Consider the following 24,780-nt stretch of genomic DNA (forward strand, 5'->3'; position numbering starts at 1 on the left):
TTATTATTGTGGATTGACACGAATCATGAAGTACATATTTGCTTCAGCCCCTGGTGCAAGACTGCCGACCGCACCTGATATTTTTTCCCCAGAAGACTCATCCGTACCACCCGGCACCAACAAAGGCCCCTTATGCAAAGTTGTATAGGCAGGAACCACATCAATAAACTGCACAGCATTTACAGTTGATATCCCCTTATTCAGCAGATTCAGTTTATAAACCACACAATGCCCAGGCTCGACTGCAAGTGCCTGTGTTGAAAATGCCAATGTCGAAACTTTTGCCTCATCCAATGGTTCTTTACAATCAAGAGTTGACTGATATTTAGTCAACTGCATATTAACCGTGCCAACAGTTGTGATATCTGTATTTTTGATATCGGCTAAAGTAATACCCTTATAATCACCTGCTTCAACTATAATTTCAGCCGCACTGCTGGCACCCTGCAGCACAGTCGAAGAACTGCTGACTTTCAATAACAACTGAATACTGCCTTGCGATGGGATGCCCACCCCAGATGTCAGTACATTCAGATCAGAGTTTACATCTATAAATTTGTCTGCTGCATCCAGCTTTCCGTCATTATTGGCATCATAATAAAGACTGTAAATAAAGCTGTCGTCAGGCTTGAGTGGTGTCACTTTAAATTTTAAAACTGAACCCTCGCCTGGAACTGAGAGCGTTCCTTCAGCCACAGTGCCTGTATTTTTCAGTGTGTGTGCATAAACAATACTTCCGCCAACACTGACCTGCCCCTGCTGGTCATTGGTCAGTACCAGCTGACGCGCAACACTGCTGACAATTTCATCTTTAATTGCATCAGCCTGCTGGTTTACAGGTGAATGGATTGCAAACCATATCGGTTTTACAAAATTCTGTTGTGATGGATCGACCTGGATTTCAGCACAGTATTGCTTCGCTGTACCACCTGCGACTGTTCCAGTATTGGTAATCTGTTTACCCAGTGTTGAACAGGTTGCATCGCCTTCATAGAACTTCACTGTGAAGCCAGGAGCCGTTACTACCGTAATATTCTGTGGATCTATTGCTGAAAAAGAAGCATACAGATTGTAGTTATTGGATTGAGTGGATCTGTTTTCAGCCACTAAAGGGAAAACAACTTTGCCATCAACAACTGTTTTTTTCAGCCAGGCTTTTCCATTGTCGTCAATATCCCCAACACCACCGCCAGTGCCCTGACCTGTTTTATCTGAGTTATACAGGTCACTTTCAGAGGATGATGCAACCAGTTTTGTCACGACGTTACGCACAGGGTCTGTAATATCACTTGAAGTTGTGGAGGTTGCTTTAACATCGACAATAATATTGCTGGTTTCTGTATTGCAGCTGGTGGAAGCATATACACCCACCTGAATTTCTTTTACAGCAGATGCAGCCAGCGAACCTGTATCGACAACACCATCACCATTGGTATCGGTCAGCAGCGTTTTACCATCTTTTGTATATAAACGTACTTTGGCACAGGAAGGCAGGTTTTGTGAGCTAAAAGTCAGGTTGTAAACATCTGTCACATTTCCTGTATTCCAGACGTAGTTTTTAAACAGAACTTCCTGTCCAGGCTTAAGCTCTGCTATTGTTTCAAGGTTATCGGGAGTCTGATCAGGGTCTCCGGCATTCGCCGCAGAAGTCGATGTTCTGTTCAGCACAACACCCAGAGATGGTGAAAGTGTATAATTAACCGTGTTGGAATTTAATGTGTATGTAATTGAGTTTTTATCTGAATATTCATAATTTGCAGTATTTGGAATTTTATTTTTTTCTGCATGTTTCACTTTAACCTGGAATGACAGTGTACCCGAAGTCAGTGGTGCTACCGATGTCACCTGCGCCTGAACAGTTATACCATCAGGCAGTACCCGATATTCAATTCCTGTGTTTGCCGCATCTTCCGCAGCAACACTATCTGTCAGTGCAACTGCCCCCTGGTTCCATCGGGCACTGTTTGCTACATATTCAAGTGAGCTGTCGAGTACGTCTGTAATTATTAACGGACGTGCTGCTGTACCGTTATTTCGGTAAGTCAGTGTATAGGTAATAACATCAGCGACATCACCCTGACTCTTGTCCTGTGCTTTCACCAAAGCAATAACAGCGTCATCCACAACGGTAGCTGTGTCCTCAACTTTTGCAGTTAAAGCACTTTCAGTACTGCTGGTCGCAATCAAATCAAGAATACTTTTCTGTTTTTCCGCTGCATCCGTTGGAATACCTCCCACGACAACCACAGCAAGTGATTCGCCTGGTTTCAGACTGATCGTGGATGCTGCTGTCAGCAGATCATTGCTGTCATCCGGCAGACCGTCCTGGTCGCGGTCAACATAAACTGCCACGCCATCCAGATTAAAATCATCTGTAGTCGGCTGATTTAAACTGAACTGATAAGTATCCGGCATGTTACCCGTGTTTGTAAGTACATGGGGGAAACTGACCTGAGCACCGATCGTACCCAGCTGATTCTGATTCTGCACCAGAGTCAGCGCATAAACTTTCTGAACTTCAAGCGAAACAGGGTTTGAGTTTACAACCAATAGATTACCGGTTTCATCGGTATAGTCACCAGATGCGATATTGGAGATGTAACTTCCCGGCGCTGGGAACGCATACGAATATCCAGAAAGACTCAGCATTGCCAAGGCTGTAAGAAGCCGTACTTTTCCGGTTTTTAACCCTTTCATTCCCCACCCTGAATATTTTTAAAAATTACAAAAACAGAATAAAAATCACAAATTATTACACTAATGTACCATTAATCGCACTTTTTGTGTGCAGTTTTTCTCTAAGAATATTCTATAAATGTTTTATTAAAAGTACAGCCTTTTGATCAATAAACATCAGATTAATTTAGTTTTTTAATGACTTATTCTATTAAATAGCATTATATTGTGATACTCATCACACCTTATATTTTTATAATATTTCATTAAAATTCGCATACCAGCTTAATTAATAGTCAAAAAAATGCTGTAATTTTTTGTATCTTAAGTTTAATTAAATTGTGCCTGTTATTTTTATAAAAAAAGCAGCCCTTTTCCAGGACTGCTTTTCATTCAAAGATTATAAAAGAGCGATAAAAATGCCGATAAATATAATAATCCCGACCCATCTGTTGTGCCTGAATGCCCAGAAACACAGCTGTGGATCTTTCTTTCTGGTTTTCGTCCACTGGAAAATAAAATCTGCCACCACGATCAGTAATGCAATGAAACCATACGGAAACAGAATTTCAGCCCTGTACATGGATAAACCAATCAACAGCACACTGATTGCCTGCAACAGTGAAATAATCTGAATATCATATTTTCCAAAAAGAATGGCTGTGGATTTAACTCCGATCTTCAGGTCATACTCTCTGTCTGTAATGGCGTACTGTGTGTCATACGCTACAGTCCACGCCAGATTTCCAAAATATAAAAGCCAGCAGGTTAAATCCAGCGGTTTACCCATTGCTGTAAATGACATCGGAATCCCCCATGAAAATGCCATGCCCAGCACCACCTGAGGCAGATGCGTGTAGCGTTTCATAAAGGGATAAACAAATGCCAGCACCAGTCCTGCAAGTGCGCAGTAAAAGGTCGCAATCGGGAGAAAAAACAGTGTGCATGCGCTGGCTGCAACCAGTGCGATAAAGACCCAGACGGCTTCTTTTGCTGAAATCACACCTGTTGCCAGTGGTCTGTCTTTGGTTCTTTCAACATGAGCATCGACTTTGCGGTCGGCAAAATCATTGATGGCACAGCCCGCTGCCCGCATAAAAATGGTTCCCAGCAGCATGGCTATAAATGTGGTCAGATCAGGGATACCTTCGGCTGCAATCCATAATGCCCACATGGTAGGCCACAGTACCAGTTCAGTACCTACAGGTTTGTCAAAGCGACAAAGATAATAATAGGCTTCCAGGCGCTGACGCCAGGTGGTCACTTGCAGTGTAGTCATGACATATCAACCATGTGTCTGTTGAGTCTGGGTATTCAGAAACTGTTCGAAGGCGGGTAAAAATGTTTCCTGCACAATAAATTTACATCCGTGCCAGGTATAACAGCTCTGTCGTGTCCAGCCGTCTTCAAGCCAGATGACACGGCGTTCACAGACCGGTTCAGTGCGCTGAAACAGATACCAGCCTATGGGCTTGCTGCCGATATGCTGAAACAGTCTCGCTCTGCCCTGTAAACTCAGAATGGGAAAAATGCTTCTGGCTTTGACCCAGGGTTGTTCATCACTGCCATACAGATAGCAGTCCCTGACCCACGATGTGTGCCGATATGGCATTTTCATCCATTGGCTGTCATTAAAATTCAGACGCTGAAAATATTCTTTTAAGGGCTGAACCCAGAAAACACCACCAGCAAGTTCAGTCAGCTGTCGGGTCAGTGAGCCCGATGCGTACAGCCATGATTTCAGTTCAGGATGGATGGATGGATCCTGTCTTTGCCATGTCTGAGTCTTGCGCATATTACACCACCTTCAAAAACAGGCTTTAGTGTAACTGAAATTGCCACGATGCTCAGACCATTTTCTGTTTTTTCAACAGATTCCAGCAAAGGAAGTCTTTTCAGCCATAAATCCGACTGAAACAGAGTGCGTTTTTTTTTAATCGGCTTAATAAAATATTGGTGACAATTTTTTCCAGATAATAGCAGTCCTCATGAATCAGTCGGAAGCGTATACATGAATTTGCCAGCTGACGGATCAGCACTTCATTGTATTTCTGTTCAAGCTGCTGAATGTCCGTATCGTTTAACTGCAGTTTCGGTAAGCCCTGAAATTTCTGATAGAGATAACTGTATTTTTCCACATCAAACAGCTGTTCCACATGCAGTCTGTTGGCATTCTGCAGATCGCTCACAATCTGTTTATACTGAATCAGGAAAAACAGGCAGATTTCCTGCTTTTGCTGTATGGAAAATTTTTCAACAAAAAAATGATAAATCTCATCCCAGTTTTTTTTCAGTTTTTCAGACAGTGTTTTATGCTCTGCCAGCTGAGTCAGTCTGGTGATAAATTCTATTTTTATGTAGTAATCATTTTTTATATCATGACCATGCAACCTGATCATTTCAGACAGAAAGGCTTCTATCTGCTGATATTTGACTGACCTGGACGATGCTTTTAATTTACGCATCATATCATCCAGCTCACTCAGTCTGTTCAGCAGAGACTGATTCCTTGAGGCAAACTGACTGGGTTCAAAAAGAATATTCATCACTTCCCTGCCTGAAATAAAAATGCAATCGGGTCTGAACCCGATTGCCAAAGGAGACCTTTTACAGATCCAGTGTAATTTCCTTACCTTTTGCACGGGATACACAGATCATCATGCTTTGCTGAGATGCTTTTTCATCGTCATCCAGATACTGGTCAAAATGCTCTGCTTCGCCCTGTAAAATCGCTGTTTCGCAGGTTCCGCACACACCTTCACGGCACAGACATTCAACATCCACATTCAGTGATTCAATCGCCTGAAGAATGGTCTGATCCGCCATAACTTCGATGCGCTGACCTGATTTTGCAAGAATGACCGTAAATGCTTCACCATTTTCCGGTGCACTGGATGCAAACTGTTCCCAGTGAATATATTCATCACGCATACGGTTCTGGTTACAGGTATCCACAACCGCATCAATCATTGGTTTTGGACCACAGACATAGACATGAGTACCCTGTGGCTGGCTGCCAATCAGTGTATTCAGATCCAGTTTACTGCCTTCGCTGTCAATATAAGTAAAAACATTTGCACCATGAGGACCCTGTTTTAAGTCTTCAAGCAGTGCTGCATGTTCAGGAGAACGGAAAGCATAATGCAGTTCATAAGCTGCCCCACGGGCAGCCAGTTCATCCATCTGTGGCAGGAATGGTGTAATACCGATACCACCCGCAATCAGGATGTGTTTTTCACCTGTTGGTGCAAGTTCAAACAGATTCTTAGGTGAAGAAATTTCAAGTGTGAAATCTTCAGTACAGTGATCATGCATAAATACAGAACCACCTTTACCTTCCACATCTTTGCGTACACAGACCTGATAGGTGGATAAATCCTGTGCATTACTCATCAGTGAATATGCATTTGAAAGCCTGTCATTCATTTTGACAATAATATGGCTTCCACCTGTAAATTCAGGGAAATTTTCGCCGTCCTTACGCTTGAATGTAAAGCGTTTAATCAGTGGCGTCAGTTGTTCCACTGCTGTTACAACGGAAGGGAACATTTGATAACTGTCAGTCATCCTGGAATCCTGCTATGGAATAAGACTGAGCCTGCTTTGAAACATTCACAATGAATTTGCTTCTGCTCATTGCACAGAAGGCTTTGCCTTGGTGAAGTCTCTTTATAAAGGCTCAGAAAAAATAGGTTAAACACGGGTTTCAGCTGCTTCTGAATCTGTAAAAACAGCTGAAACCATGCCCTTATCAATCTGCCAGAATCATTCTGCTTCAAGCAGCTGTAATGGCATTCGGGTATCAGTGGTCTTTATCAGACACCAAGACATAAATATTTGATGGTCATAAATTCTTCCAGACCATATTTAGAGCCTTCACGTCCAACACCTGACTGCTTCACACCACCGAAAGGTACAACTTCATTGGAGATGGCAGTTGAGTTCATGCCGACCATGCCATATTCAAGCTGTTCAGACACTTTGAAAATGCGGGAGATATTTTCAGTGTAGACATAAGCAGCCAGACCGAAGATGGTGTCATTTGCCTGAGCAATCACTTCTTCATCTGTTTCAAAAGCAATCAGTGGAGCAACTGGCCCGAAGATTTCTTCATCTACAATTTCCATGGACTGATCAACATTGGTCAGTACAGTCGGCTCAAAGAAGCTGTAACCCAGTGCATGACGCTGACCGCCACAGGCAACCGATGCGCCTTTAGAACATGCGTCATCAATCAGTTTCTGAGCTTTTACAATCGCTTTATCATTGATTAAAGGACCGATCTGAGTACCTTCATCCAGACCATTGCCGACTTTCAGTGCTTTTACTGCTGAAACGAATTTTTCGGTAAAGGCTGCATAGACATTTTTATGTACATAAATACGGTTTGCGCAGACACAGGTCTGACCTGCATTGCGGTATTTTGCCAGCATTGCGCCCTGTACTGCTTTGTCCAGATCTGCATCTTCAAATACGATCAGTGGTGCATTACCACCCAGCTCAAGTGCCAGTTTTTTAATGGTTGGCGCACACTGCTGCATCAGTAAACGACCGACAGGCGTAGAACCTGTAAATGTCAGTTTTTTCACTTTTTCGTGAGATGTAAATACTGAACCGATTTCCGCAGATTTACCGGTCACAACGTTAATCACACCTTTAGGGATACCTGCTTTTTCAGCAAGTTTTGCAATCGCAAGCGCACAGTAAGGTGTTTCATTGGCAGGTTTAATGACAATCGTACAGCCTGCTGCAAGTGCAGGAGCTGCTTTACGGGTAATCATTGCCAGTGGGAAGTTCCATGGCGTGATCGCTGCAACAACACCAACAGGTTCACGGGTCACTAAGAAACGCTGACCTGCGTTGGTGGTTGGAATCACATCACCATAAACACGTTTGCCTTCTTCGGCAAACCACTGAATGAATGATGCTGCATATCTGACTTCGCCCAGTGCTTCAGCAAGCGGTTTACCTTGCTCAACAGTCATAATGCGGGCTAAATCTTCTGCATTATCCAGGGTTAATCTGTGCCATGCCAGCAGCAGGTCAGCACGTTGCTGTGCTGTCAATGCTTTCCATGATTGTAAAGCACGATATGAGCTTTCAACGGCTTCCAGTGCTTCTGCCTGTCCCATATTTGGAATTGAACCGATTTCTTCATCAGTTGCAGGGTTAGTGACAATAACGCTGTCCTGATCCTGAGCATTGACCCATTGACCATCAATGAAAGCGTGTTGTTGAAATAAATCATTATCCTGTAAATCAAGCATCTTTTAATCCTACTCTGTTGGCTGAATCAGACAAGGGATGAGAATGGGCTCATCCCTGATCTGAAATATTGTTGACCCGATTACTGGTGATACTTCGCGACAAGACTCTGGAAGTAAGCAATACCATGCTCAGAAATACCAGAACGCTGCTGGTCAGTCATGATACGACCCTGACCACGGTAACCACGTGATTTCAGACCACGCTGTACACTTTCAACCAGGTTTAAATCTTCTGGACGGAATACATGCTTGTACCATTCGATCAGATCTTTCTGTTCCTGAGTCAGCTCTTCATTCAAGAAGTAGATGTCATAGTGCTGAAGTGTTGTTTCTTCATCTACAGGGAACTCATAGATGGCAGTCATGAAGTCGCCACCTGGTGGTACGTTGAACATGGTGCTTGGCCAGGTCCAGAAACCACTGAAAGATGGATCTTTGATTGAAGGATCAAGTTTGAACGACTTTTCAGAAGAACGTGCATGACCGAACTGAAGCGTCCAGTTTTCATGAATAGTGTGCCAGTATTTATCCACCTGAACAGAGTCAGCAAAGCCCGGGTGAGCTGGACCACAGTGGTAGCATTCCTGATAGTTATCTACAATCACTTTCCAGTTTGCAGGTGTATCCGTTACAAAACGTGCAGCCAGTTTCAGGTCTTTCACAACTTTACATGCTTCACCCAGTTTTTCAGCAAAGCCAGGTAACTGATCAGCTACACAAGTCGCTTCAGGGTCCATGTTAATGAAAATAAAACCTGCATGTTCTTCAACTTTGAGTGATACAAGGTTTGAATTTTCTTTATCAAAATTTGCCACGTTTTCACAGTTACGCGCCAGTGCCAGTGAACCATCCAGTTTGAATGTCCATGCATGGTATGGGCAGGTAATCACGTTTTTGGATTTTCCCGCACCTGTCATCAGCTCGTGACCACGGTGTGGACATACGTTATAGAACGCACGTAACACGCTGTCTTTGCCACGGATAACAATAATGTTTTCACCGATCACTTTACGGGTGAAATACTGGTTAGGTGTTGCAACTTCGCTGCAGTGGCCTACCGCAATCCAGCTTTTTGCAAAGATTTCATCTTTTTCACGCTCAAAAACGGTTTTAGATGTATAGAAAACTTTTGGTACAGTCCATGCGTTATCTGGATCCTGACAGAAGTTTTCAGGTAATTTCTCTGTTTCTTCCACGTGTGGAATTTTCTCAAGTGAGTTCACAGTAAGCTGCTCCTTTAAAATTGAAAATTTATTAATTATTCAGTTGATGAGAAATAAAATTGACCGCTGCTTCATAAACCGCCGCAGTTTCAGGACAATCCCGCATCAATGGCAGACAACTGCCACGAAGCCCCTGGGCTGTCACGGTTTCAAACGGGGTATTGTTCTGCTTCAGCTGATCCAGCAAAGCCTGAGTGACTGCTTTAAAGTCATCAGCTTCAGCAACTGCAACATAAGTCTGCACAGAAACCTGAGCAAGTGCAGGAACAGTTCTTGAGTCTTCAACAGACAGCGCTGATGGTTCAAACCATTGCTGTACCAGTGCCTGCTGTTCTACCTGATACACCAGACTGTTCACCGCAACCGATGTCTGTTCAGATGTAAATGTCGGGAAAAACAGTGTCATGGCTTTGATATCTGTCTGCTGTGCTGCCAGCTGTTGCTGCATGCTCAGCGCAATTGAACATCCAGAAGCATCAGCCGCAATCACAGATTCATCTGCCTGAATCTGCCACTGTGCTGCATCTGTACGGATCTGCTGATAGGCTTCCATACAGTCTGTCAGTCCCTGCTGCCATGAGAACTCTGGAAACAGACCGTATTCCACCAGGAACACTTTCAGGTTCAGATCGCGGGACAGCTGTCGAGCAATATATTCGTGTGAGTCAGCACCCCCAACAACATTACCGCCACCATGGACATAAAAAATCCATTTCCAGCCTTGCAAAGGTGCAGGCTGGGCAGGATTGAACACCCGCATGGAAACCTCATGTGTACTGAGCTTAAGATCAAAGTCTTCAACTTCCATCTGCTCAGTACGAGGTAAAGTGTAATGTTGCAGAAATGCATCATAAGCCGCACGCAAAGAGTCAATATGTCTGTCTGCCGGGCTGTACACCTGGCTCCAGTAGTCAAACATCTGCATGTCTTCGGTCAAAACGACTTCTGAATTTGCATTCATACCGATTTACCTTCTTTTTCAGAATTAATGTCAGTACTCAGTACCTGCTGAATAACGCTTTCATTTTTTTCCTGAAGCTCTTTCAGCGCAGCACTGATCTCGCCCTGTTCAATCATGTGTGATGGCAAGGTTGCATAGTCCTGTTTCAGCCATTTCACCAGACCGAAGGTCTGCACCAGGATAATCACAATAAATGGCAGTGCACAGACAACTGTTGCTGCTTTCATAGTGTCCAGTGGCGCTTTGGAGAAAATCATCGCCAGTGGAACCAGAGTCAGCATGACACACCAGAATAGACGGATATTACGGGATGGGTCCTGCCCTTCAGCCAGGTTCTGTGAACAGGTTGCAGAAACGGCATAACCCACTGCATCCATATGTGCTGCAAGGAAAATCACCATAATGATCAGGAAAACCCACATCATCACTGTTCCCGCAGGCAACATGTTCAGCAGCTGTGCAATCGCAACTTCACCACCCTGAGTACTCAGAATATGTGGAACATCAATGATGTTGTTCATGAAGTGATAAACACTGAAGTTCTCAAAGATCCCCATAAAGAACCACATACCGATACTGCCGCCCAGCACCATCGCCATCAGTACTTCACGGATCGTACGACCTTTGGACACACGTGTTACAAACAGTGCAACACCCGGTGCATATGACGTCCACCACAACCAGTAAAACACAGTCCATTCACGGGTAAATTTGCCATCGCCCATAGGGTCTGTGTACAGACTCATTGCCACAAAACTGGAGAACATGGTTCCCACACTGCTGATGGTGTTGTTCAGAATGAAATGTGTTGGACCAAAAATGAAAATATAAATGGCATAAGCAACAACGCCATAACACACCATCTGACTCAGACGCTGCATCCCTTTATCCATACCGACATATGAACTCAGAGCAAACAGTACCGATACCGACACAACAATAATGACATTGGTCATAAAGGTGTTTGGAATACCGGTCAGCGATGACAGAATATTGGTGAATGTAATTGCAGTCAGTACCAGTGAAATGGTCAGCGCACCGAACATACACAGCAGGAACAGCAGATCCACGGTACGTCCCACAATGCCCGTTGCTTTGAAACCTGTCACTGCTTCAATAATTGAAGCCAGGCTCAAACCTTTGTTTTTGCGTACATGGAAGCTGTAACACACTGGAATGGATGCCAGTGCATAAATGGACCATGCACTGAAACTCCAGTGGAACATAGAGTAAGGAACACTGTACTTCAGTGCTTCAGGTGTATTGGGAGCAATATTTAAACCAGGTGTCTGATAGTAATAAGCCCAGTCGAGAAAACCCCAGTACAGTGTGGAAGACCCCAGACCCGCCAGAATAAACATGAAAATCCATGATGGCGTACTGTATTCAGGCTTTCCCTCACCTAATTTAATATGTCCATATTTACTGAATGCCAGCCCGACTACAAACAGGCAGGCAAAAAAACCGAAAAGCAAAACTGGTGCTGAAAAAATTGATGTACTCCAGTACAGCAGTTTTTCTGCAAAGGCGATGGATTCTTTCGAATAGATCGCCAGTGCGAGGACAGAACTAAATACAACTGCCAGACTGCTGATGGTCAGCACCTTATCCAGCTTTACATTTGAGTTACTACCATCCATATCCATAAATCCTTAATTTATGAAACTTGACCGCATACGGATCAGTTCCAGAATGACAGATCACAGCGCATCTCCGATCAGTACACCAATTGCCTGAATTGATATCCAGCTGCAATTACCCCTTAAAAAGCTGTACTGTTCATACGGTCAGGAACAGTTTCATACCCGATGAATCACCTGGTAAAACTCTGCTCCAGACACTTTCAGATTCTGTTTTCACACAGTCCGAAAGCCCGTCCCTGTCACTGAATTCTCTCTCTCACTGCTTGACAGACAGTGATCAAGGTCGATATTTACCCAAGGCTGAACCGGTATATTTTGCCGTTCTGCCAGGCAGTAATTTAAAAAGATGTGCAGGAAGAAATTCCTGGGTGGCTGAGCTGTTCTACATCAGTAAGCTTTCAGAGAATGATCTGTAGTCATACTTTAGTGACACTGCCTTTACTACCTTTGAACCTTGTGGTACAAACATCGCATTACACCATTTCAGGCAAAATCTACGACTCTGTATTCCCGGCTTATCAAGCTCCGATACACATCTTTCGGTTTCCTTAACAGTGACTAAGATGCTTTTTCGGGCATAAATGATCAATAAGTTAACCATTTTCCCCATGGACACAGATCGTGAATAATCTACCAAACCTGTCAGATTTAAAGGTTTTCTGTGTAGTGGCAAAACGCAAAAGTTTTGTAGCTTCCGCAGATGAACTGGGTTCGTCTCCTGCTTATGTCAGTAAGCGAATCAATATCTTAGAGAACAATCTCAGCTGCACTCTGTTCAACCGGAGTACCCGTCATGTCAGCCTGACTGAAGATGGAAAACTGATTCTGGAGCGGGTCGCCAACATCCTCAATGAGTTCGATGAATTGAGTGAACTGGTGAACAATCCTCAGAATACACCCACAGGTCGAATTGACATTGTCAGCAGTTTCGGATTCGGGCGTCAGTATGTCGCACCAATCCTCTCTAAGTTAATGAATTTATTCCCAAAACTTGAAATTCAGTTTGATACCATTGACCATACGCTTGATCTTATTCAGCATGGCATTGATCTGGATATCCGTATTGGCAATGACATTGCACCTAACATGATTGCCAAGAAGCTGCTGTCCAATTATCGGATTCTGTGTGCTTCCCCTGCTTATATTCAGAAGTTTGGTGAACCCGACTCACTGGATGACCTGGAAAACTATGACTGCCTGGTGGTCAGCGAACGTGATCAGCCGGCTGGTCTATGGAAACTTCGCAATTATCACGATGAATCCTCCACCCGGGTCAATGGACGTATCATTTCCAACAACGGTGACATCATCAAGGAACTGGCAATTGAGGGGCACGGTATTATGCTGCGCTCTGTATGGGATATTGCAGAAGAAATAGCAACGGGTAAACTTCAGCACATTCTGACTGATTTCTGGCAGGATGCAGATATCTGGGCAGTCTATCCATCACGCCTGAAAAGTTCATCCAAGCTGAAAACCTGTATTGTATTTATTCAGACCGAACTGAATAACCGTTTAAGCCATCTGAATTTACTTGAACGGGGTCAGCCATTACCGAAAATCACCCCAAATGAAAGTCTGCTGACTGAAAAAGTTTTCCTGTAATTATTATTTTTATCTCAACAGCCTCTATGTACTGCTTAGTGTTCTGAACCAGGTCAATGAAACCACTGACCTGGCTACTTTATACTGACAAAGTGTTAAAAGTAATAACCGACAGCAAGGTACATCAGCTTATTCCAGCTGTTGTTATCTCCCTGTGCGAGCGCATCAGCAGTACCACCAATCATGGCATCATTACGGGACAGGATATACTCTGCCTGTACGCCAACCTGTTTGTAGTTAAATGCTACACCTGCGATTACACGGTTTGAATCCTTATAACCCGCTTCATCCTTAAAGAACTGACTGTAAGACAGATAAGGTTTGATCCCTGTGATCCCGTGAAAATCCTGCTTCACAGCATAGTTCACTTCTGCCATGGCATATTTACCATCATTGGCAATCTGATATGGATAATCAAATGCACCTATGGTTGAACTCTCAGGCATATCCAGATCTTTATTATTTATTTTCTGCTGACCCGCCAGTGTCATCAACTGCCAGCTGTCATAACTGGTGACTGCAAACACATTCCAGTTATTTTTATGCCCAGTCCGATCTGTTTTTTTATTTTCAAGCTCTGACAGCCAGACGGAAGCCCCCAGTTCTGTACTGAAGTTTTCAGCTTCATTTAACTGAAACTTACGTGCTGCACGGGCAACCCACATATTTTTTTCTTCAATATCCGTGCCTGCACTCAGATCATCTGCTTTTACAAAGTTTCCTGTGTAACGGCTGGAATCTTTTGAAGTACCTTTAAAATTACCGCCATCTACAGGGTAAAAGCCCAGTTTCAGGTCATAATCTTTATTTTTAAACTGATATTTAAGTCCCAGGTTATGCACATCCTCAAAACCCAGTGTATTAAATAAAGTTTCGTAATAACTGTTACCCCAGAAACGCCCAAAGCCAAAATCCACAGGCTGTAAACCCGCTGTCAGTTTCTGTTCAGCACCAATTTTATAACCAACCCATGCATTGGTCAGAAAAATGGCATCGCAGAGACGGTCATACTGATAACAGCGTGCATCCACCGAACCCAGCCAGTTCGGATTTTCATAATTCAGCACCAGTTTAATATCAGCCAGTTTCCAGTCACCGTTTGTACCCTCACTCGCATCATCTGCAAAATTTTTATGCTGATAGCGGGTACGGATTGCACCATTCAGTTTTAACTGTCCTGCCTGAGCTTCAGGACTGCCTACAGACAGCCCTCCTGCAAAAGCAACCGGACTGAACAGTACTGATATAATAGACAGCGATATTAAGGACTTTTTCATTTTAAGCATCCCTGACAAAAGGATGTTCAAAATGAAGAATTTCCTCTGTTGAATCAATCGTATAAACAGAGGTTCAGGCTTTACGAAATGTGTTTAATCTTTAGACTTTAGTCGAGCAGACCTGGCATTTCACCTGTACTGAATAATCAGAAAATCTTAATCCACAACCATTTAAATCTAAAAAGATCTTCTTTTACAATAAGCTGAGCAGCCCTTCAGGCATCTCACAACTTTATTTATCAGCATTTAGCATAATAAACCTGTTTTATTAAATTTCAGTCTCTGAGATGCATTTAAGCATTGTCTGTTTTCGCTACAGTTTCAAATTTACCCTGAGGTGTTTTAATTAAAATCAGACCTTCTGCACTGATATAAAAAATTTCAGGATAGTCAAAATCCAGTGCCAGCTCAGGATTTTTTAAGGCAATAAACTGCGCCTGTTTATAACCCTCAATAGTCCGACCCAGCTCCATATAAGTCACTTCCGAAAAGTTCAGTTTAAATCCTTTACTCTGATCCTGAGCATCAATCCAGGGGAAAAAGCCCGTATGTTTTTTGCGTGGTTTTGACATATTTCTCCGATCTTAAACTCATGCTACTCTATCTGTACATAATACAAAAACAGAACCGCATAATGACTGTTATCCAGAACTATATTTCACCATGTATTACACAATGATCAGCAACAAAAAAGCCCGCATTCAGCGGGCTTTCAAGCTTATATTCTAAAAAGAATTACAGGCTGTAGTACATGTCAAACTCAACTGGGTGAGTAGTCGTGTTCAGACGACGCACTTCTTCAGTTTTAAGTTCAATGTACGCATCGAGCATATCTTTAGTAAATACGCCACCTTTAAGCAGGTAGTCATGATCCGCTGCAAGTGCTTCAAGCGCCATATCCAGGCTGTGTGCAACAGTCGGGATTTTTGCTTCTTCTTCAGGAGGAAGATCGTACAGGTTTTTGTCTGCAGCTTCACCTGGGTGGATCTTGTTCTGGATACCATCAAGACCAGCCATCAGCAATGCAGCAAAACCTAAGTACGGGTTCATCATTGGATCAGGGAAACGTGCTTCAATACGCTTGCCTTTAGGGCTTGAAACGTAAGGAATACGGATGGAAGCAGAACGGTTACGTGCTGAGTAAGCAAGCATGATCGGTGCTTCGAAATGCGGAACTAAACGCTTGTACGAGTTTGTAGAAGGGTTAGTAATTGCGTTCAATGAACGAGCGTGTTTGATCACACCGCCAATGAAGTACAGTGCCATTTCTGACAGACCTGCATATTCATCACCAGCAAACAGGTTCTTGCCATCTTTAGAGATAGACATATGAACGTGCATACCAGAACCGTTATCGCCAACCATTGGTTTAGGCATAAAGGTTGCAGTTTTCGCATACTGGTGCGCAACGTTCCATACTGCATATTTGAACTGCTGTACTTCGTCCGCTTTACGAACCATCGTGTTGAAGCTCACACCAATTTCAAGCTGACATGATGCAACTTCGTGGTGATGTACTTCTACACGACCAGGACCCATGATATCTTCAATTTTTGCACACATATCTGCACGCATATCCTGAGAAGAATCAACTGGTGGTACTGGGAAATAACCGCCTTTAACGCGTGGACGGTGACCCGAGTTACCTGCTTCGTAGTCTTTACCAGTTGACCATGCAGCTTCTTCAGCGATCAGTGTATGGCGAGCGCCAGACATGTCGATGTCCCATTTAACTTCGTCAAATACGAAGAATTCTGGTTCAGGACCGAAGAATGCAGTATCACCGATACCTGTAGATTTCAGGTATTCTTCTGCGCGGCGAGCAATAGAGCGTGGGTCACGTTCATAACCCTGACCTGTTGATGGTTCGATCACATCACAAGTCACAACAACTGTAGGTTCAGCAAAGAACGGGTCGATGAAACCTGTTTCAGCATCTGGACGTAAAATCATGTCAGATGCTTCAATGCCTTTCCAGCCTGCAATTGAAGAACCGTCAAACATTTTTCCGTCTTCAAAAGTATCTTCATCAATACTGTCCGCCGGGTAAGTTACGTGCTGCTCTTTACCCTTAGTGTCAGTAAAGCGAAAATCGACCCATTTTGCGCCACTTTCCTGTATGAGTTGAAGGACTTTGTTGGCCATGCTCATTTGCTCCGATGTTTTTTTGTTGCACTCGCGAAGTGCGTGTTAGTAGTTGGTAGTGATTAAGCAATTCCCGTACCAACTTTTAAAAACAAAGCTAAAATGTTGATTTTTCATACAGAAACATCAACTCGTCTACCTTTCTTTAGTACTATTATACTGAGTGCTATAGCAAATGCACCATATTCAGACACTCTCTTTCACTTTTATTGGAAATGCCCTATATAGTGAACCAATTTGGTGCAATACCCTTTGTCTGTGAGTGTCTTTCTGATGTATTTCCGTAAAGGAAAAGCCTTTAAAATGACTTTCTCCACCACCCCGCATAAAAATGCACCATAATAATCCTGGTGCCACTGTTCACTTGTTAAACACTTATTACAGCTCTGAAGAATAAGCGATCATCCTGATTGATCTGGTCCTTCTGTTTATTCAACCAGGCATAAAATTTTTATTGTGTGCCCTTCTTCTTCACAATATGAATACCGTTGTTTCCCTGAGATTATTGAATCGCTAACGAGATACACAGCCCAGTTACTCATGGGATGAAAGCAGTCATGCTGTCAAATCATTCAGAAAGCAACGACAGGTTCAACAAAGCACTGATATTTACACTGTGAGTTGGTTGTTAAAAATACTACCCTTATCAGCAATGATGAAAATGGATCAGAACTGAAAGTCTCATATTCAACTTCTGTCCACTTAACCATCAGATCATTTTAATACTGAACATCCCACAAAGCCTTCAGTCAAAAAATCATCAATATACTATTCTTTATTATATTTTATTAAATAATAAACCGTGATTCAGAATATTTTTAAACTCATAAAAATATTCCTTTACTACAACTTCTGATCACATAAAATCCAAATTCTCACCAAGATAATTAATTAATAATAATCATTTTAAAATTAAAAGAACAAGAAATTATACATGTCAATATATTTCACACTGGACTTAATAACTACACAAAAACCTCCAAATACCAAATTTCAGGGATATTAAAAAAATCCTGATTATTATTAAATTTAACAACAGTCAAATTACTGATTTTTATATTTTTTATTAAATTTTAAGGCAATATTATGTTCGGTTCAAAAAGCAAATTACTCGCAATTTTAGTTATACTATCTCCATTCACATCTGTTTCAGCATTAGCAATGCCTATTATTCCAAGTTTTGATTTTACATCTGAACCACAGAATATGACTGTTGAAAATTCAAAAAACAGCAACAGCGAACAAAAAAAATCTGATGCTTAAAACATCTGATCATTAAAATAAAGGTATTTCATTCAAGTTGAAATACCTTTTCAATATTCAGCTGAAGACTCCACCACCATTCTCAAATATTTATTTATGAATATTATATTTTCACTGTATCAACTATCCTGAACATCATCAGTATATTCCAGCTCGCCTCGCATATTCAGTCAATACATACATCGCTTAATCAAACAGTCATATTAAAAAATGATATTTCACTCCAGTTGTTTATGGCATGCCCGTAAAACAGGCTGAAGTCACTGAAGCTATAAATACAAGTACAGGGAGTGATTAAACAGTTATGTCAATGAAGTGATCACAAGCGTTACAAACTCTGATAAAGTAGCCTGCACCTGGCAGGCTTTTTATTTTGTTCCTGTCCGGCATTCCATCCTGCATGGATACGACACGGGTACTGAAACCCACAAACAAAATAAATGTATAAATTTCTAAGGGATATGCTAAGTATGCTTCTCATGATCGACAATTATGACTCTTTTACCTATAACATCGTCCAGTATTTTGGCGAGTTAAATCAGGAAGTAAAAGTTGTCCGTAATGATGCCGTGACTCTGGAAGATATTGAACGATGGCAACCTAAGTATTTAGTGATTGGGCCTGGTCCCTGCTCTCCGTCTGAAGCGGGAATTTCAATTCCTGCCATTCAGCATTTTGCAGGAAAAATTCCACTGCTGGGTGTCTGCCTTGGACATCAGGCAATTGGTCAGGCCTTTGGTGGCAACATTGTACGTGCCAGAACTGTGATGCATGGTCGTTTATCTGATATGTATCATAGTGATAAAGGCATATTCAGCAATCTACCTTCTCCGTTTTCAGCAACGCGCTATCATTCTTTAGTGATTGATCAGGCGACTGTTCCCGAATGCCTTGAAGTCACCTGCTGGACCAATGAAGCTGATGGCTCTATGGAAGAAATTATGGGTGTAAAGCATAAGACACTGCCTGTTGAAGGTGTGCAGTTTCATCCTGAATCCATTTTAAGCCAGCACGGTCACCAGATCTTTAAAAACTTTCTTGATATTTACGCATAACAGGCACAGTGAAACTGATGGATATTTTACAAGCGTTAAACAATATTACTAAAAACATTGAACTGACCCAGCCGCAAATGGAAGATGTCATGCGCATCATCATGAGCGGTGAAGCAACAGATGCCCAGATTGGTGCATTTATGATGGGACTCCGCCTGAAAGGTGAAAGTATTGATGAGATCACAGCTGCTGCGCGTGTAATGCGCGAATTTGCCATTAAGATTGATGTCAGTGATATTCCTCATCTGATTGATATTGTGGGCACTGGCGGTGACGGTCAGAACTTATTTAATGTATCAACAGCATCTTCTTTTGTGATTGCAGCTGCGGGTGCAACCATTGCCAAACATGGTAACCGTGGCGTTTCTTCAAAATCAGGTTCTTCTGATCTGCTTGAGCAGGCTGGCATTAACCTGGATCTGAATATGCAACAGACTGAACGCTGTATCCGTGAAATGGGCGTTGGCTTCCTATTTGCACCGAATCATCATAAAGCGATGAAATATGCTGCAGGTCCCCGTAAAGAATTAGGTTTCCGCAGCATTTTCAACTTACTTGGCCCGCTTACGAATCCGGCTGGAGTGCGTCGTTTTGTGATTGGTGTGTTTTCCAGTGAATTATGCCGACCGATGGCAGAAGTTCTGAAACAGTTAGGGGCTGAACACGTCATGGTGGTTCATTCCAGAGATGGACTGGATGAAATCAGCCTGGCTTCTGCAACCTATGTTGCAGAGCTGAAAAATGGTGAAGTGACTGAATGGACGATTCAACCCGAAGATGTGGATATTGAATCTCAGACATTGACCGGTCTGTCTGTAGACAGCGCTGCTGAGAGCCTGGCTTTGATCCAGGATGCTTTAGGCAAGAAAAAATCTGCCAAAGGTGAAAAAGCTGCCAACATGATTGCCCTAAATGCAGGCGCAGGCATCTATGTTTCTGGGTTGACCAACAGCTATAAACAGGGTGTGGCACTGGCACATGACATTATCTATGGCGGACAGGCTTTAGAAAAAATGGGTGTTCTGGCAGAGTTCACAAAAACACTGAAACAGTATGAAGCATAAGAATTAAGGAAAAATCATGGTGGATATTGCCAATACCATTTTAGGTAAAATTGTAGACCGTAAATACGAAGAATTTGCTGTACGTTTAAAGCAACGCAGTTTGAAAGATATTGAGGAACTTGCTCAGGCTGCAACGCCTGTCCGTGGTTTTGCACAGTCTTTACAAAGTAAACGCCCAGGTGTGATTGCTGAAATTAAAAAAGCATCTCCTTCGAAAGGCATCATTCGTGAAAACTTCAATCCTGCTGAAATTGCAGAACAGTATGAACAGGCAGGTGCTGCATGTTTATCCGTTTTGACAGATACTGATTTCTTCCAGGGTGCAGATGAAAACATTCAGATTGCACGCAGTCACTGCAGCTTGCCTGCTTTGCGTAAAGACTTCCTGATTGATCCTTATGGGGTCATTGAGGCGCGTGCATTGCATGCAGACTGTATTTTACTGATTGTGTCCTGCCTGTCAGATCAGCAGCTTGAAGAAATGTCGAAAACTGCTTTTGAGCAAAATCTGGATGTACTTGTAGAAGTGCATGATGAAGATGAGCTTGAACGTGCTTTACGCCTTTCTGAGCGGTGTTTGCTGGGTGTGAATAATCGTAACTTAAAAACTTTTGATGTTGATCTGGATACATCATTCCGTTTGAAAAAGTTACTTGATCCATCACGCTTACTGATCACGGAAAGTGGCATCGCAACGCCTGATGATGTACGCAGGATGCAGGAACATGATATTCACGCTTTCCTGGTTGGTGAAAGTTTTATGAAACAGCCTCGCCCTGATCATGCGTTTACTGAATTGTTTGGTGTGCCTGAAACTGTAAAATAAATCAGCTCCATCAATCAAAAAGCTCAGGCTGAACACATCCTGAGCTTTTTTTATTTTAAAAATTTTCAGCTTAAATAAACAGCCATGTCCTGAAATAACCAGGAAACAGAGATATACCTTATTTTTATTTATATGGAAAATAATCAAAACAGTTCACATTGGAACCATTCACACGTCTTTGCTCATACACCATTTCTCTTCGCTGCTCGTTGTAATACTTATCTTTTTCTGACATCAGCTTTAGAGCAGCAGCTGGTAAATCTTTCCTTCCTCCATTCGACATATGAACCTGCATCACATTGATCGCGGCACTTTCAGCTTCACATAATATTTTAATCTTTCGGCTCAGATCCAGATCATCCCGGTTTGCCTGAACAAACTCTGACACTTTCTGATCAAAAAGCTTTTCATAATAACTGATGGCAAATGTAATCTGTCTGGATGTCATCTTACTGTTGATTTCCGGTGCAGCATTGGCATCTTCCCCAATAACCTTGCCACGTACCAGTTCAGGGTTATTGGGTAAAAGAACAGGATTCAGTACATAGGTTGTTAAACCCTCTTTCACCTTCCCCCAGTTAAACCCCTCTGCAAAAGTTGCCGTATTAACCGTTATACCTATCGCTAAAACAATCAGTTCAGTTTTCATTAATATTTAATTAAGTATCTGTAAAATATAAATATTAATTATAACACTATAATTTTCATGTTTGTAAATCAAACAGGTATGTCATCTGCATCCAACATCACTGTACAGCTCAGTCACTCTGACCAGGCTGCCTCTGAAAGTACTTCTGGCATGAAAAACAGAGCCGTTTCAGATCATGACGAAGCTCAACAATTGTCTCTGTATGCTGACCTGAAAGTAGTCCGTGAATGGTTAGCGCTATGTATTTCGGTTCAAATTTCAATGAAATCAGACTATAATTCACAGCAAATATGGTCATTTACTGTTTTTTTGCAATTATGAGTAATTCAGATTCACCCTTCTCTAAATCACAGCTCGATTTATTAAAACAGTTCAAAAAACAAATCACCCATCCACATTCTTCTAAAGTGGCGTCACAACATGAACAGAAGAAAGTGCAGGAAGTTGCACCTGAAGAAATCAGTGATGCTGATTTATTTAAAACAGCTTTAGGTGGTGTAAAGAAAATCGACAACAGCAATATTGCTAAAATCGAACGTACAGATGTGCGTAAAAAACCCGATGCAAAAATATTAGCAAAACGTGCTGCTGCAGAAGGTGCATTTGAAACTGATGATGCAGAATTATCAGATACACAGGCTGTATTAAATCCAGTCGCAAGTCAGGCAACATTGAGCTATCGTATTGCCACCTTACAGCACAAAGTTTTTGAAGATCTGAAAGCAGGAAATCTTCGCTGGTTTGAGGCAGTGGATTTACATGGCTGTACTGTTGAAGAAGCGCGTTCTGCGGTGTTACAGATTATTCAGATTGCTAAAGCAGAAAACCAGAATGTCATCAAGATTGTGCATGGCAAAGGTCCTGAAGCCATTCTCAAAACCTATGTCAATGGCTGGCTTCGTCAGCATCGTGATGTACTGGCATTTGTCAGCGCACCTGAAAAACAGGGTGGAACGGGCGCAGTTTTAGTCCTGCTGAAACGTGCTGAGAAAAACCCTAAATTTAACACCACATCATAACCCTTGATTTTAACTGGGAAATACCCCTCCTAAGTGACGGTTTATCTTATGATTAGCAAAAATCAGCTTTTTTTCTGCTACAATGCCGTCCTTGTTCAACCCGTATAAAGTGAACACGTTTTATGTCTATGCAGCAATCCTACGCAAATATTTTAACTGCCGTTGGCGAGGACCTGGATCGTCCTGGTCTGAAAGATACGCCTATGCGTGCGGCTAAAGCTTTTTCGTACTTGACGTCTGGCTATAGCAAAACACTGGAAGAAGTGACCAATAATGCAGTCTTCCCTTCCAATAACCATGAAATGGTACTGGTCAAAAACATCGAATTTTATTCGCTGTGTGAGCATCATTTACTGCCGTTTCATGGTCGTGTCCATATTGCCTATCTGCCGGAAGGCAATGTCTTAGGCTTATCTAAATTTGCCCGCATCACTGAAATGTTTGCCCGTCGTCTACAGATTCAGGAACAGCTGACACAGCAGATTGCTGAAGCCGTTGCTGAAGTAACTCAGGCACGTGGTGTTGCTGTTGTGATTGACTCTGCTCACATGTGTATGATGATGCGTGGTGTCAGCAAACAGGAATCCACAACCCGTACAGTGTCTTTTATCGGTGATTTTAAAACCAATAAAGAAGACCGTCGTGAATTCCTCATGGCTGTGCCTGAAGCACACTAAGTTTTAAATGTATTTTTCCAGGCCTCAATTTTATTGGGGCTTTTGTTTATATAGGGATTTTAAAATGTCTGATCTCTGGCTTGCCGGTCAAGGCTTAACAAGCAGTGAAACAACCGTAGATTACCCTCGTCCTGACCGTTTAGTGAAAGGTAATCCTAAACGCTTAACCACGAGTCTGTATGAACATCCCAATATGAACTGTGGTATCTGGCAATGTGAAGTCGGCGCATGGAATATTGTATTTGCCGACAATAAACAGGAATTTTTCAATATCATTGAAGGTATTGTACGCATTCACAATGCTGAGAATGATTCATTTATAGAAGTCAAAGCAGGTGAAGCAGGCATCATTCCGCCCGCATTCAAAGGCACATTTGAAGTGCTTGAAGCGGTTAAAAAATGCTTCGTTGTGGTTGAAGTCCCTGCAGCTGAATAACCAGATGCAATCATTACAGCAATGGGTAATGATTCAGATCTCACTCATTTTTCAGCTTTTGGTTTAAGCTGCATTTTTAAATAATTAAATAAAAACAGACATTAATCCAACACCAGTCAAAAAATATCTACGGCGTTTCAAAAATAATAAGAAGCGTCATATTAATCACACTTATTTCATTTTTTCTTTCCGCTATTCTTGATTACAACAGAATGATTATCGAACAGCGATCCGAGGTTTAAAATGAATAAATCAATTTTACAGGTTTTAACACCAGAAAACTCACAGATTATTTTTATTGATCATCAGCCACAGATGGCTTTTGGCGTACAGTCCATCGACCGTCAGGTATTAAAAAACAATACCGTTGGACTGGCTAAAGCAGCTAAAGTTTTTAATATTCCAACCACAATCACAACGGTAGAAACAGACAGTTTTTCAGGTCATACCTATCCTGAACTGCTCGATGTATTTCCAGACCTGCCACTGCTTGAACGTACTTCCATGAACTCATGGGATGATCAGAAAGTCCGTGATTCACTGGCAAAAAATCAACGCAAAAAAATTATTGTTTCAGGTCTATGGACTGAAGTGTGTAATTTAACTTTTGCTCTGAGTGCCCTGCACGACACAGACTATGAAATTTATATGGTTGCAGATGCTTCAGGTGGCACAACCAAAGAAGCACATGACTATGCCATGCAGCGCATGATTCAGGCAGGTGTCATTCCTGTCACCTGGCAGCAGGTGCTGCTCGAATGGCAACGTGACTGGGCTAAACGCGACAGCTATGACGCGGTAATGGACATCGTCCGTGAACACTCTGGCGCATACGGTATGGGTGTGGACTATGCATACACTATGGTACATAAAGCACCTCAGCGCACTCAGTCCCAGCATGAAACTGTTGCACCAGTTCCAGCAAAATAACAATCAGGGCGTACTTTGATACGCCTTCTTTTTTCTTGATGTACAACCATTGTCATAAAAGGAA

At 42.3% G+C, this 24,780-nt stretch carries 23 protein-coding genes; 10 read left to right on the top strand and 13 right to left on the bottom strand.

Annotated features, from left to right (window positions below):
* Nucleotides 1–3: 3 nt before the first annotated feature.
* From CDG60_RS12905 to CDG60_RS12945, 9 genes are all read right to left on the bottom strand, one after another.
* The gene (locus CDG60_RS12905; RefSeq protein ID WP_087511865.1) at nucleotides 4–2,697 is read right to left on the bottom strand and encodes a DUF11 domain-containing protein; all 2,694 of its coding nucleotides are present in this window, start codon (nucleotides 2,695–2,697) and stop codon (nucleotides 4–6) included.
* Nucleotides 2,698–3,076: 379 nt separating this feature from the next.
* On the bottom strand, nucleotides 3,077–3,955 hold the full coding sequence (gene ubiA / locus CDG60_RS12910; RefSeq protein WP_087511866.1) for a 4-hydroxybenzoate octaprenyltransferase: 879 nt from the start codon (nucleotides 3,953–3,955) through the stop codon (nucleotides 3,077–3,079).
* 6 nt (nucleotides 3,956–3,961) lie between these two features.
* Complete coding sequence (locus CDG60_RS12915; protein WP_087511867.1) at nucleotides 3,962–4,471, bottom strand: chorismate--pyruvate lyase family protein; 510 nt, start codon at nucleotides 4,469–4,471, stop codon at nucleotides 3,962–3,964.
* Nucleotides 4,472–4,571: 100 nt separating this feature from the next.
* On the bottom strand, nucleotides 4,572–5,222 hold the full coding sequence (locus CDG60_RS12920; protein WP_087511868.1) for a hypothetical protein: 651 nt from the start codon (nucleotides 5,220–5,222) through the stop codon (nucleotides 4,572–4,574).
* Between the two features lie 61 nt (nucleotides 5,223–5,283).
* The gene (gene cntB, locus CDG60_RS12925; RefSeq protein ID WP_087511869.1) at nucleotides 5,284–6,243 is read right to left on the bottom strand and encodes a carnitine monooxygenase, reductase subunit CntB; all 960 of its coding nucleotides are present in this window, start codon (nucleotides 6,241–6,243) and stop codon (nucleotides 5,284–5,286) included.
* Between the two features lie 248 nt (nucleotides 6,244–6,491).
* Nucleotides 6,492–7,943 carry an NAD-dependent succinate-semialdehyde dehydrogenase gene (locus CDG60_RS12930; RefSeq protein WP_087511870.1) on the bottom strand — a complete coding sequence of 484 codons (1,452 nt, stop codon included), beginning with the start codon at nucleotides 7,941–7,943 and terminating at the stop codon, nucleotides 6,492–6,494.
* Nucleotides 7,944–8,023: 80 nt separating this feature from the next.
* Nucleotides 8,024–9,139, bottom strand: coding sequence for a carnitine monooxygenase subunit alpha (gene cntA / locus CDG60_RS12935; RefSeq protein ID WP_087511981.1), 1,116 nt, complete (start codon nucleotides 9,137–9,139; stop codon nucleotides 8,024–8,026).
* A gap of 58 nt (nucleotides 9,140–9,197) precedes the next feature.
* Nucleotides 9,198–10,127, bottom strand: a complete 930-nt coding sequence (locus tag CDG60_RS12940; protein ID WP_087511871.1) for an alpha/beta hydrolase — start codon at nucleotides 10,125–10,127, stop codon at nucleotides 9,198–9,200.
* Complete coding sequence (locus tag CDG60_RS12945; RefSeq protein ID WP_227542882.1) at nucleotides 10,124–11,767, bottom strand: BCCT family transporter; 1,644 nt, start codon at nucleotides 11,765–11,767, stop codon at nucleotides 10,124–10,126. Before CDG60_RS12945 ends, CDG60_RS12940 begins: the two co-directional genes overlap by 4 nt.
* A 624-nt stretch (nucleotides 11,768–12,391) precedes the next feature.
* Here CDG60_RS12945 and CDG60_RS12955 point away from each other — a divergent pair.
* The gene (locus tag CDG60_RS12955) at nucleotides 12,392–13,375 is read left to right on the top strand and encodes a LysR family transcriptional regulator (protein ID WP_087511874.1); all 984 of its coding nucleotides are present in this window, start codon (nucleotides 12,392–12,394) and stop codon (nucleotides 13,373–13,375) included.
* A gap of 95 nt (nucleotides 13,376–13,470) precedes the next feature.
* Here the strand turns inward: CDG60_RS12955 and CDG60_RS12960 are convergent, their stop codons facing one another.
* The 3 genes from CDG60_RS12960 to glnA all read right to left on the bottom strand — a co-directional run bounded on the left by CDG60_RS12960 (nucleotide 13,471) and on the right by glnA (nucleotide 16,803).
* Nucleotides 13,471–14,652: a hypothetical protein gene (locus tag CDG60_RS12960; RefSeq protein WP_087511875.1), complete on the bottom strand. Its 1,182-nt coding sequence runs from the start codon at nucleotides 14,650–14,652 to the stop codon at nucleotides 13,471–13,473.
* Nucleotides 14,653–14,945: 293 nt separating this feature from the next.
* The gene (locus CDG60_RS12965; RefSeq protein ID WP_087511876.1) at nucleotides 14,946–15,224 is read right to left on the bottom strand and encodes a hypothetical protein; all 279 of its coding nucleotides are present in this window, start codon (nucleotides 15,222–15,224) and stop codon (nucleotides 14,946–14,948) included.
* Between the two features lie 163 nt (nucleotides 15,225–15,387).
* Nucleotides 15,388–16,803 carry a type I glutamate--ammonia ligase gene (gene glnA, locus CDG60_RS12970; RefSeq protein ID WP_171405456.1) on the bottom strand — a complete coding sequence of 472 codons (1,416 nt, stop codon included), beginning with the start codon at nucleotides 16,801–16,803 and terminating at the stop codon, nucleotides 15,388–15,390.
* Nucleotides 16,804–17,883: 1,080 nt separating this feature from the next.
* Between glnA and CDG60_RS18220 the strand changes: the two genes are divergently transcribed.
* The 4 genes from CDG60_RS18220 to trpC all read left to right on the top strand — a co-directional run bounded on the left by CDG60_RS18220 (nucleotide 17,884) and on the right by trpC (nucleotide 21,005).
* Nucleotides 17,884–18,060, top strand: coding sequence for a hypothetical protein (locus CDG60_RS18220; protein ID WP_160117051.1), 177 nt, complete (start codon nucleotides 17,884–17,886; stop codon nucleotides 18,058–18,060).
* Nucleotides 18,061–18,530: 470 nt separating this feature from the next.
* Nucleotides 18,531–19,115 (top strand): anthranilate synthase component II, encoded by a 585-nt coding sequence (locus tag CDG60_RS12975; protein ID WP_087511878.1) that lies wholly within the window; start codon nucleotides 18,531–18,533, stop codon nucleotides 19,113–19,115.
* Between the two features lie 17 nt (nucleotides 19,116–19,132).
* Nucleotides 19,133–20,179, top strand: a complete 1,047-nt coding sequence (gene trpD, locus CDG60_RS12980) for an anthranilate phosphoribosyltransferase (protein WP_087511879.1) — start codon at nucleotides 19,133–19,135, stop codon at nucleotides 20,177–20,179.
* Nucleotides 20,180–20,195: 16 nt separating this feature from the next.
* Nucleotides 20,196–21,005 (top strand): indole-3-glycerol phosphate synthase TrpC, encoded by an 810-nt coding sequence (trpC, locus tag CDG60_RS12985; protein WP_087511880.1) that lies wholly within the window; start codon nucleotides 20,196–20,198, stop codon nucleotides 21,003–21,005.
* A 124-nt stretch (nucleotides 21,006–21,129) separates the two neighbouring features.
* Here the strand turns inward: trpC and CDG60_RS12990 are convergent, their stop codons facing one another.
* Nucleotides 21,130–21,654: a hypothetical protein gene (locus CDG60_RS12990; protein WP_087511881.1), complete on the bottom strand. Its 525-nt coding sequence runs from the start codon at nucleotides 21,652–21,654 to the stop codon at nucleotides 21,130–21,132.
* Nucleotides 21,655–21,711: 57 nt separating this feature from the next.
* Here CDG60_RS12990 and CDG60_RS12995 point away from each other — a divergent pair, with 57 nt between their 5' ends.
* From CDG60_RS12995 to CDG60_RS13015, 5 genes are all read left to right on the top strand, one after another.
* A complete protein-coding gene (locus tag CDG60_RS12995) occupies nucleotides 21,712–21,975 on the top strand; it encodes a hypothetical protein (RefSeq protein WP_087511882.1) in 264 nt (87 codons plus the stop codon).
* Entirely contained in the window at nucleotides 21,972–22,673 is a 702-nt protein-coding gene (locus tag CDG60_RS13000; RefSeq protein ID WP_087511982.1) for a Smr/MutS family protein, read from the top strand. The genes CDG60_RS12995 and CDG60_RS13000 overlap by 4 nt, the downstream gene beginning before the upstream one ends.
* Nucleotides 22,674–22,801: 128 nt before the next feature.
* Nucleotides 22,802–23,350 (top strand): GTP cyclohydrolase I FolE, encoded by a 549-nt coding sequence (gene folE, locus CDG60_RS13005; RefSeq protein WP_171405512.1) that lies wholly within the window; start codon nucleotides 22,802–22,804, stop codon nucleotides 23,348–23,350.
* Nucleotides 23,351–23,414: 64 nt separating this feature from the next.
* The gene (locus CDG60_RS13010) at nucleotides 23,415–23,786 is read left to right on the top strand and encodes a cupin domain-containing protein (RefSeq protein WP_087511884.1); all 372 of its coding nucleotides are present in this window, start codon (nucleotides 23,415–23,417) and stop codon (nucleotides 23,784–23,786) included.
* Between the two features lie 243 nt (nucleotides 23,787–24,029).
* Nucleotides 24,030–24,716 (top strand): hydrolase, encoded by a 687-nt coding sequence (locus CDG60_RS13015; protein ID WP_087511885.1) that lies wholly within the window; start codon nucleotides 24,030–24,032, stop codon nucleotides 24,714–24,716.
* Nucleotides 24,717–24,780 lie beyond the last annotated feature (64 nt).

It is taken from the genome of Acinetobacter chinensis (assembly GCF_002165375.2).
Taxonomy (GTDB): Bacteria; Pseudomonadota; Gammaproteobacteria; order Pseudomonadales; family Moraxellaceae; genus Acinetobacter; species Acinetobacter chinensis.